15 protein-coding genes are annotated in these 16,347 nt (G+C 70.4%); 3 read left to right on the top strand and 12 right to left on the bottom strand.

Annotated elements, in window-relative coordinates; genetic code table 11:
• The 4 genes from MHY20_RS08655 to MHY20_RS08670 all read right to left on the bottom strand — a co-directional run.
• Positions 1-1,006 (bottom strand): hypothetical protein (locus MHY20_RS08655; protein WP_239376200.1); only part of this gene is annotated, 1,006 nt, incomplete at its 3' end.
• Entirely contained in the window at positions 1,006-2,931 is a 1,926-nt protein-coding gene (locus tag MHY20_RS08660; RefSeq protein ID WP_239376201.1) for a redoxin domain-containing protein, read from the bottom strand. The genes MHY20_RS08655 and MHY20_RS08660, both read right to left, overlap by 1 nt.
• Positions 2,924-3,616: an HAD family phosphatase gene (locus MHY20_RS08665; protein ID WP_239376202.1), complete on the bottom strand. Its 693-nt coding sequence runs from the start codon at positions 3,614-3,616 to the stop codon at positions 2,924-2,926. The genes MHY20_RS08660 and MHY20_RS08665 overlap by 8 nt, the downstream gene beginning before the upstream one ends.
• 9 nt (positions 3,617-3,625) lie before the next feature.
• Positions 3,626-4,906 carry a PLP-dependent transferase gene (locus tag MHY20_RS08670; protein WP_239376204.1) on the bottom strand — a complete coding sequence of 427 codons (1,281 nt, stop codon included), beginning with the start codon at positions 4,904-4,906 and terminating at the stop codon, positions 3,626-3,628.
• A gap of 111 nt (positions 4,907-5,017) precedes the next feature.
• Between MHY20_RS08670 and MHY20_RS08675 the strand changes: the two genes are divergently transcribed.
• On the top strand, positions 5,018-6,223 hold the full coding sequence (locus MHY20_RS08675) for an NAD(P)-binding domain-containing protein (protein WP_183376265.1): 1,206 nt from the start codon (positions 5,018-5,020) through the stop codon (positions 6,221-6,223).
• On the opposite strand, the gene MHY20_RS08680 is transcribed toward MHY20_RS08675, so the two are convergent.
• Genes MHY20_RS08680 through hisC form a run of 7 tightly spaced genes read right to left on the bottom strand, consistent with a single transcriptional unit; the run spans position 6,181 to position 13,414 of the window.
• The gene (locus MHY20_RS08680; protein ID WP_239376206.1) at positions 6,181-7,869 is read right to left on the bottom strand and encodes a CopD family protein; all 1,689 of its coding nucleotides are present in this window, start codon (positions 7,867-7,869) and stop codon (positions 6,181-6,183) included. The genes MHY20_RS08675 and MHY20_RS08680 overlap by 43 nt on opposite strands.
• Complete coding sequence (locus tag MHY20_RS08685) at positions 7,866-8,249, bottom strand: CrcB family protein (RefSeq protein WP_239376208.1); 384 nt, start codon at positions 8,247-8,249, stop codon at positions 7,866-7,868. Before MHY20_RS08685 ends, MHY20_RS08680 begins: the two co-directional genes overlap by 4 nt.
• Positions 8,246-8,761: a CrcB family protein gene (locus MHY20_RS08690; protein WP_239376210.1), complete on the bottom strand. Its 516-nt coding sequence runs from the start codon at positions 8,759-8,761 to the stop codon at positions 8,246-8,248. The genes MHY20_RS08685 and MHY20_RS08690 overlap by 4 nt, the downstream gene beginning before the upstream one ends.
• Before the next feature lie 3 nt (positions 8,762-8,764).
• A complete protein-coding gene (locus MHY20_RS08695; RefSeq protein ID WP_239376212.1) occupies positions 8,765-10,204 on the bottom strand; it encodes a dihydrolipoamide acetyltransferase family protein in 1,440 nt (479 codons plus the stop codon).
• Positions 10,205-10,215: 11 nt separating this feature from the next.
• The gene (locus MHY20_RS08700; protein ID WP_221187265.1) at positions 10,216-11,196 is read right to left on the bottom strand and encodes an alpha-ketoacid dehydrogenase subunit beta; all 981 of its coding nucleotides are present in this window, start codon (positions 11,194-11,196) and stop codon (positions 10,216-10,218) included.
• On the bottom strand, positions 11,196-12,332 hold the full coding sequence (locus MHY20_RS08705) for a thiamine pyrophosphate-dependent dehydrogenase E1 component subunit alpha (protein WP_183376253.1): 1,137 nt from the start codon (positions 12,330-12,332) through the stop codon (positions 11,196-11,198). The genes MHY20_RS08700 and MHY20_RS08705 overlap by 1 nt, the downstream gene beginning before the upstream one ends.
• Complete coding sequence (gene hisC, locus MHY20_RS08710; protein WP_239376214.1) at positions 12,329-13,414, bottom strand: histidinol-phosphate transaminase; 1,086 nt, start codon at positions 13,412-13,414, stop codon at positions 12,329-12,331. The genes MHY20_RS08705 and hisC overlap by 4 nt, the downstream gene beginning before the upstream one ends.
• A 41-nt stretch (positions 13,415-13,455) precedes the next feature.
• Here hisC and purB point away from each other — a divergent pair, with 41 nt between their 5' ends.
• Complete coding sequence (purB, locus tag MHY20_RS08715; RefSeq protein WP_239376216.1) at positions 13,456-14,856, top strand: adenylosuccinate lyase; 1,401 nt, start codon at positions 13,456-13,458, stop codon at positions 14,854-14,856.
• A complete protein-coding gene (locus MHY20_RS08720; RefSeq protein ID WP_183376247.1) occupies positions 14,849-15,142 on the top strand; it encodes a metal-sensitive transcriptional regulator in 294 nt (97 codons plus the stop codon). Before purB ends, MHY20_RS08720 begins: the two co-directional genes overlap by 8 nt.
• A 20-nt stretch (positions 15,143-15,162) precedes the next feature.
• Here the strand turns inward: MHY20_RS08720 and MHY20_RS08725 are convergent, their stop codons facing one another.
• Positions 15,163-16,347: an amidohydrolase gene (locus MHY20_RS08725; RefSeq protein ID WP_239376218.1), complete on the bottom strand. Its 1,185-nt coding sequence runs from the start codon at positions 16,345-16,347 to the stop codon at positions 15,163-15,165.

Consider the following 16,347-nt stretch of genomic DNA (forward strand, 5'->3'; position numbering starts at 1 on the left):
AGGGCGGGGACCCGTCGGGGTTCGGGGAGACGAACATCGACAGCAGCAGCGGATCGTCGTAGAAGCCGTGCCCGGCCTGCGCCATCCGCAGCTGGGAGTACCGGCTCGGCAGCCACAGCACCAGTCCGGCGATGAGGCCGGCCAGCGGGATCCCGGCACCGATCGCGGTGCGCAGAACCGCCGACTGCGGGAACAGGCGGCCCAGCAGGTGCGGCAGGACAGCCGCCACCTGGATCGCGATCACACCGATGAGGCCGAGGATGACGGCGTGCACACCGATGAGGGGGCCGCCGGCAGTGATCACAGCACCCGGCAGCAGCAGCGCGAGGACGGCCCGCAGGAGGGTGCCGGACGCGCGGTCGAGTGCGGCGTCGGCCCGCTCCGCGGAGGCGCCGGGCGCGACCTTTTCTTCGCGCTCCAGGACCCCCACCAGCAGGTGGGCGCTGATCGCTCCGACGCCCGTCACCGACCGCACCGCCTGCAGGGCGGCGAGGAACAGGGCGAGGCCGCCCGCCGCGGTGATCAGCGGGATGCCCGCGCTCGCCTGCAGCAGGAACACGGCGATCGCGGTGAGCAGACCGGCAGCACCCAGTGCTGACGTGTCCGGCGCTGCCGTCTCCGCGGCCGCGGTGCCCGGCTCGCCGGAGCCGGGTTCAGGTGCATCGGCGGCGTCCACGGGCGGGACCGCCGACGCCAGCGGGGTGATCATCCGCCAGGTGGTGAGCACACCCACCAGGATGCCGACGAGCAGAGCACCCGCGCGGATGAACCGCACGTCCATCCCGCCGGGCACCACCAGCAGCAGCACCGCGATGATGACGCCACCGATGAGCGCGGGACGAGCGGCTGCGTTCAGCAGGTCCGCGAGCGCCAGCCGCAGCGTGGAATCGGGACGGGCCGCGCCGCGGCGCTCCAGCACCAGCGGCACCACGATCAGCGCCGCCGACACCACGGCCAGCGCGATCAGGGACCAGAGGACATCAGTTCCGAGCGAGAAGTCGGGCATCATCCAAGCAGTGAGAGGTCGAGGTGGTCAGGGGCCCCGTCGGCCAGCGCGATCGGCACACCCCAGTCCTGCTGGTGCATGTGGCAGGCGGGGAACTCGTTCGCCGGGTCCGCGTCGCAGCTGGCGGCGCGGGCGTTCACATGCAGAACACCCTCCGGGATCGACGGGTCCAGTTCGATCGTGCGGGACAGGTCCGTGCTGTCACCGCCGCCGCTGAGCAGCATCTCGGGCGGTGTCGTCGTGATCGACACCTTGGTGGCCGGGCCGTAGGAGTCATCCAGTTTGTGGCCCTCCGGCGGGGTGAAGAGCACGTCTACGCGCAGGCGCCCGTCGGCCGGGACATCTGTGACGGGACGCTGCGTCTCCTGCGCGCCCGTGTCGATGTGCTGCTCTGCGGCGGGGGCGGCGGAGATCCAGTTGATGCGGTGCGCACCGGACTCCACCACCATCAGCTGCGCGACCCCGTCGATCGGGTCGGCGTTCTGCACATCCGACGGTTCGTTCAGGCCCGTCGCGATCGTCACCACGGAGTCCTGCGACGGATCCACGATCCGGATCGCGCCGTTGTACGTGTCCGCCACGGCGATGCGGCCATCGGTCATGACAGTGATGCCCAGCGGGTGCTGGAAGCGCGCCGTCTCCAGCGGGCCGTCCACGTATCCGAAGTCGAACAGGCCAGCACCCGCGAGGGTGGTGACGGCCTGGCGCTCATGGTCGACCATGCGGATGGCGGAGGTCTCGGAATCCGCAACGAACAGGGAGCCGGAGCCGTCCACGGTGATGCCGGACGGCTGCGCCCACCAGGAGTCGTGCAGGGGGCCGTCCACGGAGCCCTCCTGGGTGGTGCCGGCGATGACGCCGATGGCGCCGGTGTCGCCGAACTCGCCGTTGTCGTCGACCACGGCCGGGGTGTACGCCCACAGCTGGTGGATGCCGGCCATGGTGATCAGCACCTGGCGGGACACCGGATCGTACTGCAGGTCCCACGGGGTGGAGAGGCTGAACGCCAGCGGGCTGCCGGAGAACGACGCCAGCGGCTCCCCCTGCATCCACTGGCGGCCCGTGCCGGCGAGGGAGCGCACCACGGACGCGGTGCGGGAGCGCAGCAGGCGGGCATGGCCCAGGGCGATGCCGCGCAGACGGTGGTTCGCGGTGTCCGCGACGACGAGGTCGTAGCCGCACTCGTCGGCGACCTCGGGCGGCAGCACGGCAATGCCGTTCGGTTCGGCGAACTGGGCCTCGCCGGCCTCCCCGTCGGCCCAGCCGCGCTGACCGGTGCCGATGACCTCGGAGACCGTGGAGCCGTCCGCTTCGGTGATGACCACGCGGTGCTGGCCGGCATCGGAGACGGCCCAGCGGCCGTCGTTGAGGCGGACCGCCTTCGAGGGGAACCGCAGCGGCTGCAGCTCCCGCTCCTCGATGACGGTGGGGGCCGGGCCGCGGCGCAGGGAGCCGTCGCTCTTGCCTTCGGCGGCGAGGCGCTCGATGATGCCGCGGAGGTTCTCGCGGTGGCCCTCACCGGACATGGACGCGGCGATGCGGCCGTGGGTGTCCAGCACGATCAGGGTGGGCCATGCCTTCGCGCCGTACGCGGTCCAGGTGCGCAGCTCCGGGTCGTCGAGGACGGGGTGGTGGACGTCGTACCGCTCGCAGTTGGCGGCCAGGGCGTCCGGGTCGCGTTCGAACTCGAACTTCGGGGAGTGCACGCCGACCACCACGGCGACGTCTCCGAACTCCTCCTCCAGGGGACGCAGTTCGTCCAGGACGTGCAGGCAGTTCACGCAGCAGAACGTCCAGAAGTCCAGCACCACGACCTTGCCGCGGAGGTCATCGAGGGTGAGGGCGGCGCCGCCGGTGTTCAGCCAGGAGCGGCCGCGCAGCTCCGGGGCGTCGGGCCGCTCGGGCGTGGCGAGGGTGTCAGTCATGATCAGGGGTCTCCTCGGCGGTGAAAGGAACAGCGCCCAGCCTATCGGCGAGGTACTCGATCAGCCTGGGGTCGCACAGCGACTGCACCTGCACGTCGGCGACGTCCACGGGCAGCGCGGTGGAGGGGATGCCGACCAGGCGCATGCCGGCGGCCTTCGCGGCGCGGCCGCCGACGGGTGAGTCCTCGAACGCGAGGCAGTGCTCCGGTTCGACCCCGAGGTCGCGGGCCGCGGCGAGGTACATGTCCGGGGCGGGCTTCGGCCGCTCCACACTGCCGGCGGAGTGCAGGGAGTCGAAGAAGCCGATCAGGCCGCCCTCCTCCAGCTTCAGCTGCAGTTCGTCCGGGGACGAGTTGGATGCGACTGCCATCGGGATGCGGCCGTGCAGGGAGGCGAGAAGCTCGCGGGCACCGGGCATCACCTCGATGCTGCCGTGCAGGGACCGGGTGAAGTGCTCGGACACATCGCTCTTCACCTGCTCGACGGAGCGGCCGGCTGCACCGGCGATGATCGTGGCCGTGTCGTGCAGGGTGGTGCCCATGATGGCGGCCTCCTGCTCGTCGGTGAGAGTGGTGCCGTAATCGGCGAGGACGGCCTGCTGGGTGCGGTTCCACAGGGACTCCGTGTCCAGCAGCAGGCCGTCGCAGTCGAAGACGAGGGCTCGGGGCGTGAAATCGGGGAGCATCCCTCCACTCTAGGCGCCCACGGCCGCGAACCCCCTCTCCAGGTCCGCGATGATGTCGTCGATGTCCTCCAGCCCCACGGACAGGCGGATGAACGAGGACGAGATGCCGAGCGCCTCCAGCTCCTCAGCGGTCAGCTGGGAGTGGGTGGTGGAGGCGGGATGCACCACAAGGGAGCGGACATCGCCGATGTTCGCCAGGTTGGAGAACAGCTCCAGGGCGTTGACGAACGCGGCGGCCTGCTCGAGGCCGCCCTCCAGTTCGAACCCGAGGACCGCACCGGCGCCCTTGGGGACGTACCGGTCCGCGAGCTCCTTGTACGGGGAGGAGTCCAGCGACGCCCAGGTCACGGACTTCACGCCCGCATGGCCCTCCAGGTGCTCGGCGACGGCGCGGGCGTTCTCCACATGCCGGTCCAGGCGCAGCGGCAGCGTCTCGATGCCCTGGGCGATGAGGAACGCGTTGAACGGGGAGACGGCGGCGCCGATGTCGCGCAGCAGCTGCGCGCGGGCGCGGCTCGCGAACGGCGCGGGGACGTCTGCGAAGCGCAGCCCGTTGTAGGACTCGTCCGGTTCGGTGAAGTTCGGGAACTTCTCGCCGTGGGCGGTGAAGTCGAAGGTGCCGCCGTCGACGATGGCGCCGGCGATGGCGGTGCCGTGGCCGCCGAGGAACTTCGTGGCGGAGTGGATGACCACGTCCGCGCCGTGCTCGAGGGGGCGCAGCAGGTAGGGGGTGGCGACCGTGTTGTCCACGATGAGGGGGACGCCGATGTCGTGGGCGGTGTCGGCGACGGCGCGGATGTCGAGGATGTCGTGCTTCGGGTTGGGGATCGTCTCACCGAAGAACAGCTTCGTGGTCTCGTCCGCTGCGGCGCGCCAGGACTCGGGGTCCGACGGGTTCTGCACCCAGTGGGTGGTGATGCCGAGCCGCTGCAGAGTGTGGGTGAAGAGATTCGCGGTGCCGCCGTACAGCGACGGGGACGCGACGATCGAGTCGCCGGCGCGGGCGACGTTGAGCACGGCGAACGTGATGGCGGCCTGCCCGGAGGCGACGAGGAGGCCGGCCGCTCCGCCCTCGAGGGCGGCGATGCGGTCCTCCACGGTGCCCTGGGTGGGGTTGGTGATGCGGGTGTAGATCTGGCCCGGTTCGGCGAGGGCGAAGCGAGCGGCGGCGGTGTTCTGGTCGGGGAACACGTAGCTGGTGGTCTGATGGATGGGCAGGGCGCGGGAGCCGTGATCGGAATCAGGGGTCTGGCCTGCGTGGATGGCGAGGGTGCTGAACTTGTGGGTCATGGAGCGATCCTCGCAGCGCAGGCGCGAGCGGGTCGAGGTCCGTGAAGGAACATGACAGGGGCGCCCGTTTAGGATGGCTTCAGCTCAGCCTCTGCACGGAAGGTTTTCCCTATGCCCAAGAAGACGCTCGTGATCGGCGCCGGCCCCGCGGGCCTGGCCGCCGCGTCCTATCTGAAGCGGGCCGGCCTCCCGTTCGATCTGGTCGACGGTCGCCCTCAGGTGGGCGGCGTGTGGTGCACCGAGGCGCCCGACGCCCCGGCATGGCCCGGCATGCGGATGCACTCCTCGAAGTCGATGACGGAGTTCGACGGCCTGCGCATGCCCGTCTCCTTCCCGACGTTCCCGACCGCGGAGCAGTACGGCATGTACCTGCGGGCGTTCGTGGCGCACGCGGACCTGTCCGAGGAGTTCGAGCCGAACACGCAGGTGCGCTCCGCTCGCTCGCTGAAGGAGGGGCTGTGGGAGGTGGAGTTCTCCACCGGTGAGGTCCGCCCGTACAGCGCGGTCATCGTCGCCACCGGGGCGTCGACGCGCCGCATCCTGCCCACCCAGCTGCGCTGGGATGTGGAGGACGCGGGTGTCCGCTGGATCCACTCCGATGATTACGCCGGCTCCGAGCAGACCCCGGAGGGTCGCGTCCTCGTGGTGGGCTCCACGCAGTCCGCCGCCGATGTCGCCGTGGATCTCGCTGGAGACCCGGACCGCCGCATCACGATGCTGTGGGAGGAGCGCCGCTGGGTGGTGCCCCGCTCGATCGGCCCCGTCCCGGCGGATGCGATCGCTTCGGCGAAGCCCGGGTTCCTCGGCCGCCTCAACGAGAAGATCGCGGCGAAGGCGGTGTCCGCTCTGCAGGGCGACCAGGAGGCGGCGGGTCTGCCGCTGCCGTCCACGCCGCTGCTGGAGTCCGAACCGGTGGTGTCCGATGAGCTGCTGCCGCTGGTGCGGGACCACCGCATCGCCCTCGCACTCGACGGCCGCCACCTGCCGCTGGAGTCGTTCGACCTGGTCGTGTTCGCGACCGGCCACGAAGCCGGGGTGGATGTCATCGACCCAGCGCTGACCGCGGACATGTACCTCGACACGTTCCCCCGCGACCGCGGAGACCTTGCGGTCCTCGGCCAGGTCAGCGCCACCACGGGCACGATCCCGCTGCTGCAGTCGCAGGCGGAGATCGCTGCCCTGCAGCTGCGCGCCCAGGCGATCGACCCGGCCGCAGCCGAGGAGTTCGCGCGCGTGCGGACGTCGTCCCGCGCCGGCCTCGAGGAGGGCCTGGATCAGGCCCGGTCGATCTTCGCGCGGGGCCGCGTGCGCCGCTGAAGCACCTGCACGATCGCGATGAGCGCCGCACCGGTCACGAGGGCCAGTGCGGCGCTTCGCTGATCTGCGAGCGCGTCGGCCAGCCAGGTGCGGCCGGTGGCGCCGAACCAGGAGGGCGCGAGCACGCGGTCGCTGATGGTGAGCGCGAAGCCCCATGCGGCGAACAGCGCCGGGAGGATGAGGACCGACGGGGCCCATGCCCGTGACACGGCGCCCCAGATGACACCGGCGACGACGGCGGAGAGGACCATCGCCAGGTGCGCGGTGTGGGTGTCCAGCGCTGCCCACAGCGCGGCCGGCCAGTGGTACCAGAGGACCATGATCGCCAGCGGCGCCGCGGTGAGGACCCAGCGGCGCCGCCCGGTGATCCGTGCGATCCACGCCGACGGCAGCAGGCGCGACAGGGGCAGGCCGACGGCGGCCAGCAGCACCAGGTGCTGAATGAGGTGCGCGGAGAACAGGACCTTGCCGTACACGGCGATGCTGCTGGACTGGATCAGCGCGAACAGGACCATTGCGGTGACGAGGGTTCGGCGGTGCGGAAGGTCCGCCCACAGCCATACGGCGATGAGGATGCCGGCGGTGAAGATCGCGAACACGTCCGGCCGCAGCTCGGTGAGGATCCCCCACTGCGGGTTCGGCGGCAGCGGGAACCCGGTGAGCAGGCCCGCCGGGCCGGGCACGACCTCCGCTTCGGGGGCGGGCGGCGGGGAGGAGCTCATGGCGGCGCCGAGGCCGACCGCGAGCATCATCAGCACGGCCTCGAGCCGGGCCAGGGCGATGAACCCGTCGGCCCGCTGGGCGATGAGGCGGCGCTGCCCCCAGCCGGCTGCCCCGAGCACGAGCAGCAGCAGGATCTTGCCGGTGGCGAGCTGCCCGTACGGGGCCGCCACCAGGTCGTTGACGGAGGTGATCCGCACCCAGAGCGCCCACACACCGGAGAGGGCGAGGACCGTCCAGGCGATCAGGGCGACGGCGGAGAAGCGCCGGATGATGCGGGCGCGCAGGGCGGCATCGTCCACGCGGATGAGCTGCAGGAGCAGCAGTGGCCCCACCCAGACGGCGACCGCGGCGAGGTGGAACAGCAGGGAGCTGGTGGCGGTCTCGTGGTCGGAGCCGCCGGAGGCGTGGCCGGTCATGGCCTTGCCGAACAGGGCCAGGGCCGCGAGGGCGCCGGTGATGACGGCGGTGCTGCGGCTGGTGCCGGTGAGGGCGGTGACGCTGGCGGCAGCAGCGAGGAGGATGCCGACGATGAGCCAGCGGCCGAGGTCGGAGGCGAGGTAGACCGGCAGGTCGGAGCCGAAGCGGCCGGATCCGAGGGACTGCCCGGTGGCGAGGGAGTAGGACAGCAGCAGGTGGGCGATGTCCCCGAGGGTCCACACGACGGCGGCGCCGGCGACGATCTGCAGGATGCGGGTGCGCTGAGGGCCGACGGGTGCCGCAGCGGGCAGGATCCACGCGGCGAGGACGCAGCCGCCGAGCACCAGCAGCATGGCGGTGTCCACCACGGTGCCGACCAGCGGCAGACCGTACTGGGTGAGGGGGCCGGCGGCGTCGAACAGGACCGCGGCGCTGCCCTCGGCGAACAGAGCGCCCGCCGCGGATACGGCGAGCGCCAGGATCAGAGCGGCGGCGAGGACGATCATGGGACCAACATAGTGCCCACCCAGAACGCCGCCATCGCACAGCCCATCGACAGGGTCAGGTACCCCACAGCGGTGACGGTGGAGGAGCGGCGCACCAGCATCAGCAGCTCGAGCGCAAACGTGCTCATGGTGGACATGCCGCCGCAGAAGCCGGTGGCGAGCAGCAGCAGGAGCGATTCCTTCAGCGGGTCGGTGGAGGAGCCGAGGATCCTCACCACCACGCCGAGCACGAAGGAGGCGAGGACGTTCGCGCTGAACGTCGCCCACGGGAAGTCGAGCAGGATGCGCTCATCGTCGGTGTCGCGGTCGATGAGAGTGAGCGACCAGCGGGCGAGCGCGCCGAGGCCGCCGCCGAGCATGACCATCGCCAGGGGCATCATGCGACCCTCCTCTTCGCTCCGGCGCGGCCCACGACGAAGCCGAACACGACCGAGAGGACGACCAGGCCGACGGTGAGGAACGCGTACTCCAGTGCCACCAGGGCGGCGTGACCGCCGATGATGGAGCCGACGCCGATGATGAACGTGGACAGGGAGGTGAAGCCGCCGCAGAACCCGACGACTGTCAGCGGCCGCACCCACCCGGGGGTGTCGGGGCGCGCGTCCAGGACACCGGCGATGAGGCCGGCGACCAGGCAGCCGATGACATTCGCGCTGAGGGTCGCGACGGGGATCTCCGCGAGCGTCGGCGTGACGGAGAACGGGTAGAGCAGTTCGAGGGACCAGCGCATCGCGGCGCCGAGGGCACCGCCGACGCCGACGAGCAGGGCGGTCAGCCCAGCGCCGGGTTCGGGCGCCTCGGCGGGGCGGTCATCGGCGAGGTCCGCGCTGGTGACGGCGTGGAACTCCGCCGTGTGCATCAGGTCGGAGCGGCGTGACGACTGTTCGGTCATGCCTCAGCCCCAGACCAGGCCCAGCTGGGGGCGTTCGAGGACGGCGGAGATGTCGCGCAGCAGTTCGGAGCCGAGCGCACCGTCGATGAGGCGGTGGTCGAAGCTGACGGCGAGCTGACAGATCCTCCGGGGCTCGATCCGGCCGTCCACCACCCACGGCTTCTCCTTGATCGCACCGAAGCCGACGATCACCGACTCCCCGGGGTTGAGGATCGGGGTGCCGGAGTCGATGCCGAACACACCGAAGTTCGTGATGGTGATGGTGCCGCCGCGGGTGGCGGACAGCGTGGTCTTGCCGGCGCGGGCGGTCTGCGCGAGCTCCGTGATGGACTGCGCCAGCTCCTTCAGGGTCATCAGGTGCGCATCCTTGATGTTCGGCACGATGAGGCCGCGCGGGGTGGCGGCGGCGATGCCGAGGTTCACGAAGTGCTTGTAGACGATCTCCTGCGCGTCCTCGTCCCAGGAGGCGTTGACCTCCGGGTTGCGGCGGATCGCCACGAGCACGGCGCGGGCGAGGACCGCGAGCGGGGAGACGTGGATGTCGGACCATTCGCGGGACGCCTTCAGCTGAGCGATCAGCTCCATCGTCTCGGTCATGTCCACTTCGTTGAACACAGTGACGTGCGGCGCGGTGAACGCGGAGGACACCATGGCTTCAGCAGTGCGCTTGCGGACCGACCGGATCGGGACGCGGGTGGTGGAGTCGTCGCTGGTGACGCCGGGGAACGGCTGACTGCGGGGCGCCTTCATCGACCCGGACAGGTCCTCGGGGGCCTGCGGGGCGTCATCGGGGAAGAAGTCGCCGTCGAGGGCGCGCTGGCTGGCGGCGAGGACGTCCTCGCGGGTGACGGTGCCGCCGGGACCGGTGGCGAGGACGTCGTGCAGCGCCACGCCGAGGTCCTTCGCCATCTTCCGCACGGGCGGTTTGGCGAGGATGCGGTCGATCGGCACCTGCTTCTGGTCATCACCGCTGGGGGCGGTGCGGCGGCGCCGGCGGGCGGTGGGAGCGGCGGCGCCGTACCCGACGAGGGTCTTCGGCTCCTCCGCTGCGGCGGCCGCGTCGTCACCGCCGGTCTCGGCGGCGGCCTGCGCACCCGCAGGGGCCTCACCAGCGACGGCGCCAGCTGCGGAGCCGGCGTCAGCGTCGGCGGCCGAGGCGTCGGCACCGCTGGCGGGGGCGGATCCGTCGGCCCCTCCCCCGCTGGTGTCGATGTCCAGCAGCGGATCGCCGACGGGGACCTCCTGGCCGACGGCGACGTGGATCGCAGCGACGGTGCCCGCCACGTGCGAGGGCAGCTCCACCGCGCTCTTCGCGGTCTCCACCGTGACGATGGGGTCGTTGATCTCGACCCGGTCGCCCACCTGGACGCGGATCTCGATGATCTCGGCCTCGGTCAGGCCTTCGCCCGGGTCGTTCAGCTGAACGGTGACGATGTCGCTCATAGCGGTCCCTCTCAGTACGCGAAGCTTGCGGTGACGGCGTCGAGGACGCGTTCGGCGTCCGGCAGGTAGTGGCGCTCCATCCGTGCCGGCGGGTAGGGCGTGGAGCAGCCGCCCACGCGCTGCACGGGCGCCTCCAGGTGGTAGAAGCACTGCTCGGTGACGCGCGCGGCGATCTCACCGCCGAGTCCGCCGAACACCGGCGCCTCATGGACCACCACGAGCCGGCCCGTCCGCTGCACGGACTCGATGACGGTGGGCATGTCGATGGGGTTCAGCGACCGCAGGTCGATCACCTCCACACTGCGGCCCTCCTCCTCGGCGAGCGCGGCCGCTTCCAAGGCGGTGGAGACCGTCGGCCCCCACGCGACCACGGTGGCGTCCTCACCGGGGCGGGCGATTCGTGCCTGGAACGCCGACTCCTCCGGGGCGTGGTCGAGGTCGACCTCGCCGCGCAGCCAGTAGTGGCGCTTGGGTTCGAACACGATGACGGGGTCCTCGCATTCGATGGCCTGGCGGGTCATCCAGTAGGCGTCGTTCGCGGTGGACGGGGTGATGACGCGCAGCCCCGCCGTGTGCGTGAAGTACGCCTCCGGCGACTCCGAATGGTGCTCGACCGCACCGATCGCGCCGCCGTAGGGGATGCGGATGACCACGGGGACCCGCACACGGCCCTCGGTGCGGTTGTGCATCTTCGCCAGCTGCGTGGTGATCTGGTTGAACGCGGGGAACACGAAGCCGTCGAACTGGATCTCGCAGTTCGCGCGGTAGCCGCGGAACGCCAGCCCGATCGCGGTGCCGATGATGCTCGCTTCGCTCAGCGGGGTGTCGACCACGCGATCGCCGCCGAACTCGTCGAACAGGCCGTCGGTGACGCGGAAGACACCGCCGAGGCGGCCCACGTCCTCGCCCATGATGAGGACCTTGTCGTCGGCGCGCATGGCATCGCGCAGGCCGAGGCCGATCGCCTTGGCGATGGGGAGCTTCTCGACCATCACTCGTCCTCCTCGAACTGGGCCTGGAACGCCTCGAACTGGGCGCGCTCCTCCTCGATCAGGGGGTGCGGTTCGGCGTAGACGTACTCGAACATCTCCCGCGGGTCCGGGTCCGGCAGCGCATGGATGTGGTGGTGCAGCTCCATCGCGAGGTCGTGGCCCTCCGCCTCGCAGGACTTCACGAAGTCGTCATCGATCTCGTCCAGGGAGTCGAGGTGGGCGCCGAGGCGCTTGATCGGGTCCTTCTGCCGCCACGACTCCTCCTCCTCGGAGGGCCGGTAACGGGTGGCGTCATCACTGGTGGTGTGCGCCGCCATGCGGTACGTGACCGCTTCGATGAAGCGGGGGCCGCCGCCGGAGCGGGCCGCATCCATGGCGATGCGGGTGGCGGCGAGGACACCGAGCACGTCGTTGCCGTCCACGCGGGCCGACGGGATCCCCCACCCGCGGGAGCGCTGCGCGAGCGGCACCCGGGTCTGCACGGACGTGGGCACGGAGATCGCCCACTGGTTGTTCTGGGTGAAGAACACGGTCGGGGTCTGGAACGACGCCGCCCACGTGAACCCCTCGGACACTTCGCCTTCGGAGGACGCGCCGTCGCCGAACAGGGTGAGCACGGCCGTGTCCTTGTCCGGGTCGCCGGTGTCCACGAGGCCGTCGCGTTTGATGCCCATGGCGTAACCGACGCCCTGCGGCACCTGCGAGCCGAGCACGATCATGTACGGGTGCGTCTTCAGCGCCTTCGGATCCCAGCCGAGGTGGCTGACGCCGCGGAACATCTCCAGCAGGCGCCACGGTTCGATGCCGCGCGCCCACGCGATGCCGTGCTCCCGGTACGTGGGGACCAGGTAGTCGTGGGGGCGGCAGGCGTGACCGGCGCCGATCTGGGCGCCCTCCTGCCCCAGGGCGCTCGCCCACAGGCCCAGCTGCCCCTGCCGCTGCAGGTTCGTCGCCTCGAGATCGGCGGCGCGGATCATCACCATGTCCCGGTAGAAGCCGCGCATCTGCTCAGCGGTCACATCGGCGATGGCCGCATCCAGCTCCTCGTGCGGATGCCGGGTCCCGTCGGCCTCCAGGAGGCGGAGCGTGGGCTCCTCCTGCGGGGCCTGCGGGATGCTCGTTCGAAAAACAGTCACGGAATGAGACTATCGGAGGGCGCTGAGGCGAACCATTCGCCGACCACCGCGATCGTCCGGTCGTTCTCCTCGGCGGTGCCGATGCTGATGCGGGCCCCGTCGGTCCCGTAGGCGCGGACGACGAGGCCGCGCTCCCGCGCGAAGTCCGCGAACTCACCCGACCGCTCCGCCAGCGGCAGGAACACGAAGTTGCCGCCGCAGGCCGGGAGGTCCAGCTCCAGCGCTTCCACGATGCGCTGGCGCTCAGCGATGACGAACTCGACCCGTTCCTGCAGCTCAGCGGCAGCAGCGGGCTCGAGAGCGGCGACGGCCGCGGCCTGCGCGAGGGTGTTCGCCGCGAACGGCATCGTCACCAGGCCCAGGGCTGCGGCGAGCTTCGGGTGGGCGATGGCGTAGCCGAGGCGCAGCCCCGCGATGCCGTGCACCTTCGAGAACGTCTTCAGCCGCACCACGTTGCCGAACTCGCGGAACAGGGCGTCCGCATCGGGGTGGAGGTCGCCGGCGAACTCGCCGTACGCCTCGTCGAGGCAGACCGCGATGTCCGACGGGATCCTCTGCAGGAAGGACCGCAGCTCCTCGGTGGTGGCGCAGGTACCGGACGGGTTGTTCGGCGTGCACAGGAACACCAGGCGGGTGCGATCGGTGATCGCGTCCGCGATCGCGTCGAGGTCCATGCGGTGGTCCTCGGTGAGCGGGACGCGGACCTGGTCGCAGCCGTGGGACTGCACGATGATCGGGTACAGCTCGAAGGACCGCCACGGGAACACGACCTCGTCACCGGCGCCGGCGACGGCGCGGAGGATCTCCCCGAGCACGGAGGAGGCACCGGTGGAGACGTGGATCTGCGTCCAGTCCACACCGTGCTTCTCGGCGAGGGAGGTGCGCAGGGCGACGGCAGCGGCGTCGGGGTAGCGGTTGAGGCCGTCGACCTCGGCGACGACAGCGTCCCGCATCGCCGGCAGCGGCGGGAACGGCGATTCGTTGCTCGAGAGCTTCGCCGATTCGGCGGGGGCGGGCTTCCCGGGGACGTAGGCGGGGATGCCCTCCAGGCAGGCGCGTATGCGTGTCATCTCCTCAGTCATGGGGCCGATTCTAGGCACTGCCGCCATGAGATGATGGACCCATGCATCTTTCGGACATTCAGCCGCCCATTGCCCTGACCCCGCTCGACGGACGCTACCGCCCGCAGGTCGCCCCGCTCGTGGACCACCTCTCCGAAGCCGCCCTCAACCGTGCGCGCATCATCGTGGAGACCGAATGGATGATCCACCTCCTGGACAGCGAGGCCATTCCCGGCCTGCGCCCCCTCACCGATGAGGAGCGCGCCCTGCTCCGCTCCATCCCGGAGGGCTTCGGGGCCGACGGCATCCGCGAGCACGCCGAGATCGAACGCGAGACCGTGCACGACGTCAAGGCCGTGGAGTACTTCATCAAGCGGCGCCTGACCGGCACCAGCCTGGAGGACCTCGCTGAGATCGTGCACATCTTCTGCACCTCCGAGGACATCAACAACCTCTCCTACGCCCTCATGGTCAAGGGCGCCGTGCAGGACGTGTGGCTGCCGGCCCTCAAGGGCATCATCGCTGACCTCGAGGAGCTGGCCCGCTCCTGCCAGGACGCGCCGATGCTGTCCCGCACCCACGGCCAGCCCGCCACTCCCACCACCCTCGGCAAGGAGATCGCGGTGTTCGCCTACCGCCTCCAGCGCCAGGCCCGCCGCATCGAGGCCGACGAGATCCTCGGCAAGATCAACGGCGCCACCGGCACCTACGCCGCGCACGCCGTGTCCGTGCCGGGCACCGATTGGCAGGAGGTCTCCCGCACGTTCGTGGAGCACCTCGGCCTCACCTGGAACCCCGTCACCACCCAGATCGAGTCGCATGACTGGCAGGCGGAGCTGTTCTCCGATGTGGCCCGCGCCGGCCGCATCCTGCACAACCTCGCCACCGACATCTGGACGTACATCTCGCTCGGCTACTTCCGTCAGCGCCTGTCCGCCCAGGGCGGCACCGGCTCCTCCACGATGCCGCACAAGGTGAACCCGATCCGCTTCGAGAATGCGGAGGCGAACCTGGAGATCTCCGGCGCTCTGTTCGACGTCCTGGCGCAGACCCTCGTCACCTCCCGCCTGCAGCGCGACCTGACGGACTCCACCACGCAGCGCAACATTGCGCCGGCGTTCGGCCACTCCCTGCTCGCCATCTCCAACATCGAGCGCGGCCTGAAGGGCCTGGATGTGGACACCGAGCAGATGCTCACCGATCTCGACCAGAACTGGGAGGTGCTCGGTGAAGCCGTCCAGTCGGTGATGCGCACCCTCGGTGTGCAGGGCGTGGAGGGCATGGATCAGCCGTACGAGCGACTGAAGGAGCTGACCCGCGGTCACCGTGTGGACGGTGAGGCGATGCGGGAGTTCATCATGGGACTCGGTCTGCCGGAGGAGGAGCAGGCGCGTCTGCTGGAGCTGACGCCCGCCGCCTACATCGGGCTGGCGCCGCGGATCCTGGAGCACCTCGATGGCTGACGAGGTGGGCCCCGGCTACCACGATGCGAAGTCCAAGTACCTGGCCCGCCTCAAGAGGATCGAGGGCCAGGTGCGGGGACTGCACCGCATGGTGGACGAGGACACCTACTGCATCGACGTGCTCACGCAGATCGCCGCCACCACGAAGGCGCTGGAGTCCGTCTCCCTCGCCCTCGTGGAGGACCATATGCACCACTGTGTGCATGACGCGGTCGCGTCCGAGGACAGCGCCGTCATCGAGGAGAAGCTCGATGAGGTCCTCGCCGCGATGCGCCGTCTCATGTGACGCACCGCGGCGCTGAATGACTACTTCCCGACGAACGCTCGCACCGCAGTGATCTGCGCCTGAACCATCACATCGAGGGTGGGCTGCAGAACCGGCGCGAAGAACGGCGAATGGTTCGCGGGAGCCCCGTCGGGTTCCTCGAAACCACCCACCGTCCAATACGTGTACGGCGCCCCGAGCGCATCGGGGATGCGGGAGAAGTCCTCCGACGCCGTCACCGGCACCTGTGTGCCGACCTTCTCCTCACCGAACTCGGCGATGAACGCATCGGTGACGACCCGAGTGAGGTCCTCGTCGTTCGTGGTGAGCGGGAACTGGTCGTAGAACTCGATCTCCGGGTCCTTCTCGCAGCCGCCGGCCGCGCATTCGGCCCTGACGATCCGCTCCAGGGAGGCGACCACGCGGTCCCGGACCGCCGGCTCGTAGTGCCGCAGGTTCAGCAGCAGCTGGGCCGAATCCGGGATGATGTTCGACTTCGTGCCCGAGTTGATCGCACCGACGGTCACCACGGAGAACTCGTTCGGCGGCACCTCACGACCCACGATCGACTGCAGGCGCACCACGATCGAGGACGCGATCACCACCGGATCGATCGCCAGATGCGGCATCGACCCGTGCGACCCCTTCCCGTGGATCGTCACCCTCACCGAATCACCCTGCGACAGGATCGGACCCACGGCGGTGCCGATGTGCCCGGCCTTCGCCGGCATCACGTGCTGCGCCAGGGCCACATCCGGTGCGGGGACAGCATCCGCGAGGCCGTCCGCCACCATGGCGGCGGCGCCCTCCGCGGTCTCCTCACCCGGTTGGAACAGGGCGATCACCGTGCCGGACCAGGAGTCGCGGTCATCCACGAGATCCCGTGCCGCGCCGATCAGCGCGGTGGTGTGGAAGTCGTGCCCGCAGGCATGCATGACCCCGTCGGCCTCCGAGGAGTACTCCAGCCCCGTGTCCTCCGTGACGGGCAGGGCGTCGAAGTCGGCGCGGGTGAGCACCACGGGTCCGTCACCGTTCTCGATGACGGCGACCACTCCCCCGCCGATGCGCTGCGGCTGCAGGCCGAGCGCCCGAAGCTCCTGTTCGATGCGCTCCGCGGTCCTCTCCTCCTGCATCGACAGTTCGGGGTGGCGGTGGAAGTGCTTGTACAGCTCCTCCAGGTCGGTGCGCTCGGTGAGGGCGGATTCGAACGGCGTGATCAGAGACAT

Origin of the sequence: Helcobacillus sp. ACRRO (assembly GCF_022347125.1) — a bacterium.
GTDB classification, from domain to species: domain Bacteria; phylum Actinomycetota; class Actinomycetes; order Actinomycetales; family Dermabacteraceae; genus Helcobacillus; species Helcobacillus massiliensis.

Excerpts from the sequence above, each read along its gene's own strand:
- MHY20_RS08660 (WP_239376201.1), bottom strand. The coding sequence starts at position 2,931 with ATGACTGACACCCTCGCCACGCCCGAGCGGCCCGACGCCCCGGAGCTG.
- MHY20_RS08665 (WP_239376202.1), bottom strand. The coding sequence starts at position 3,616 with ATGCTCCCCGATTTCACGCCCCGAGCCCTCGTCTTCGACTGCGACGGC.
- MHY20_RS08670 (WP_239376204.1), bottom strand. The coding sequence starts at position 4,906 with ATGACCCACAAGTTCAGCACCCTCGCCATCCACGCAGGCCAGACCCCT.
- MHY20_RS08675 (WP_183376265.1), top strand. The coding sequence starts at position 5,018 with ATGCCCAAGAAGACGCTCGTGATCGGCGCCGGCCCCGCGGGCCTGGCC.
- MHY20_RS08680 (WP_239376206.1), bottom strand. The coding sequence starts at position 7,869 with ATGATCGTCCTCGCCGCCGCTCTGATCCTGGCGCTCGCCGTATCCGCG.
- MHY20_RS08685 (WP_239376208.1), bottom strand. The coding sequence starts at position 8,249 with ATGATGCCCCTGGCGATGGTCATGCTCGGCGGCGGCCTCGGCGCGCTC.
- MHY20_RS08690 (WP_239376210.1), bottom strand. The coding sequence starts at position 8,761 with ATGACCGAACAGTCGTCACGCCGCTCCGACCTGATGCACACGGCGGAG.
- MHY20_RS08695 (WP_239376212.1), bottom strand. The coding sequence starts at position 10,204 with ATGAGCGACATCGTCACCGTTCAGCTGAACGACCCGGGCGAAGGCCTG.
- MHY20_RS08700 (WP_221187265.1), bottom strand. The coding sequence starts at position 11,196 with ATGGTCGAGAAGCTCCCCATCGCCAAGGCGATCGGCCTCGGCCTGCGC.
- hisC (WP_239376214.1), bottom strand. The coding sequence starts at position 13,414 with ATGACTGAGGAGATGACACGCATACGCGCCTGCCTGGAGGGCATCCCC.
- purB (WP_239376216.1), top strand. The coding sequence starts at position 13,456 with ATGCATCTTTCGGACATTCAGCCGCCCATTGCCCTGACCCCGCTCGAC.
- MHY20_RS08720 (WP_183376247.1), top strand. The coding sequence starts at position 14,849 with ATGGCTGACGAGGTGGGCCCCGGCTACCACGATGCGAAGTCCAAGTAC.
- MHY20_RS08725 (WP_239376218.1), bottom strand. The coding sequence starts at position 16,347 with ATGTCTCTGATCACGCCGTTCGAATCCGCCCTCACCGAGCGCACCGAC.